This is a genomic window from Pseudomonas sp. SST3 (assembly GCF_003325755.1).
The window spans coordinates 1-1,749 of record NZ_QORI02000220.1; the positions used below are offsets into that span (position 1 = coordinate 1).

Annotated in this window: 2 protein-coding genes; one reads left to right on the forward strand and one right to left on the reverse strand. The window is 50.5% G+C overall.

Going from position 1 to position 1,749, the window contains the following annotated elements; genetic code table 11:
* Positions 1-242, reverse strand: a 242-nt coding sequence (gene tnpA / locus DQ405_RS26785) for an IS66-like element accessory protein TnpA (RefSeq protein ID WP_168426499.1), incomplete at its 3' end; no start/stop codon positions are given.
* 597 nt (positions 243-839) lie between these two features.
* Here tnpA and DQ405_RS26790 point away from each other — a divergent pair.
* Entirely contained in the window at positions 840-1,295 is a 456-nt protein-coding gene (locus DQ405_RS26790) for a DUF305 domain-containing protein (protein WP_168426500.1), read from the forward strand.
* The last annotated feature ends 454 nt before the right edge of the window (positions 1,296-1,749 follow it).

A 1,749-nucleotide genomic window follows, 5' to 3' on the forward strand; every position in this document is an offset into this window, starting at 1 on the left:
TCGCCAAGCGGTAGCTCGATAATCACCGATGCTTCAGCCGGTCGTTTAGGCGTAGCCCTCAATGGAACGAAAGCCGGCAACGCCGCTGGTGGCTGATCTCGGTAAAGCGGTAGCCACTTGCGAATGACGTTGGCGTTGATGCCATGGCGTATGGCCACGCTGGAAACGCTAGCACCGGATTGCAGGCACTCCTGAACAACCTGGGCCTTGAACGGTTTGGGGTAAGAGCTTCGTTGGCGCATGGAAATCCCGGCGATAAGGGCTATCGCGTCCGCTTAAAAAACGCGGACACCATCGCCCTTAATGCTGGAGTTCGGAAGGTGAGTTGGCTGGACGCTTACGTAGTTTTAGTCGTCCACATACATTCTATGTGCAAATACTAGCTCTGCGGTCAGACCCAGCAAGCATATAGCCAATGATGGGCGCTTAAGTTTTTCTATTGACCGTTTATTGCGTAAGAATAAGTGTTAGTTTTTTGAGCTTCCTCAAGCGGATAGTGTGTCTAATAGTTCGATAACTATCTTGGTGTGGCTCGCTCTTTCCAAGCAGTGATCGACTTGATACAGGCCAATGTTCTTATAGCCTTCCTCTCACTTATTAACGTATATAGCTTCCTAGAATGAGGAGCTGTTACGCGTAGTACACCAGTGAAAGTAGACCTGGCGGCGCCTTAGGACGGGCGATGATTACATTTTTGTAAGCTTCTTAAAAAATCGAAACCTCACAACCCTCGGCTTGTCCGTTTTAAGAGGGCAGTCGTAAGCCGCTCCCAGGCTCGACTGCGAAACACGTTGAATTGGAAGCGCGATTCAGCGGCAATCACCATAAGAGGACTAATTATGCAAATGTCTTACTGGCGCTTTGGGGCGATGGTAGCCACGTCGACGATCATCATGTATGGCGTGATGTATTTAAATACATACGCATTTGAACATGTTATGTGGAGCGAAACCCGCGCTTGGATGGCATTGGTGATGGGCGCCGTTATGGCAGTGGTCATGCTCGCATTCATGCTCAATATGTATAAGAGAAAATCAGTAAATATAGCGATATTTGCGGGTAGTGCCGTGGCTTTTGCCATTGCGCTGTGGCTAGTACGTGGGCAGGCGACGGTAGACGACACGGATTACATGAAGGCGATGATCCCCCACCATTCCATCGCCATCATGACAAGCGAACGAGCTCAGATTTCTGACCCTCGCGTCCGAAAATTAGCTGATGAAATCATCGAAGCTCAGCGGCGAGAAATCGCAGAGATGAAGTCCCTGATCAATGATCTGGAGAGCGCTGACTGATTCAAATTAGCGCAGGATAAGCCAATAGCCTCTGCGAAAAGACCAACCCCAGCTCTGGATATTGAACCTGATTAAGGCCTGCAGATTGGCAATCGCGGATGGTACATCAGCGAGAAACTGGATCGGAACTAAGTTTTACTCATACTGAACTACGCAGGAAGTGCCTGCAATGTTGAGAGGGTAATTAGGGCAGGCGATTTCAGGCGCTGCTTATAGCGATTACCCGCTATACATGATCAAGAAGTTGGCTGCGCTGAAGAGATACGGGGCCACAATCCCTGGCACGCTATTCAACGTGCTTCGGCATCCCCGCTCGACGCTAACCCGGGTTGATTATGCATCGCCGGGTTATTTCGATTGCGCTCGTGCAGCCTCTTCCCGCTCCATACGTTCACGCACGCCGCCTTGCACACCAGTGCCGGATTGCATTGGCTCGTAGAGCGAACCTGTCGTA

Excerpts from the sequence above, each read along its gene's own strand:
- DQ405_RS26790 (WP_168426500.1), top strand. The coding sequence starts at position 840 with ATGCAAATGTCTTACTGGCGCTTTGGGGCGATGGTAGCCACGTCGACG.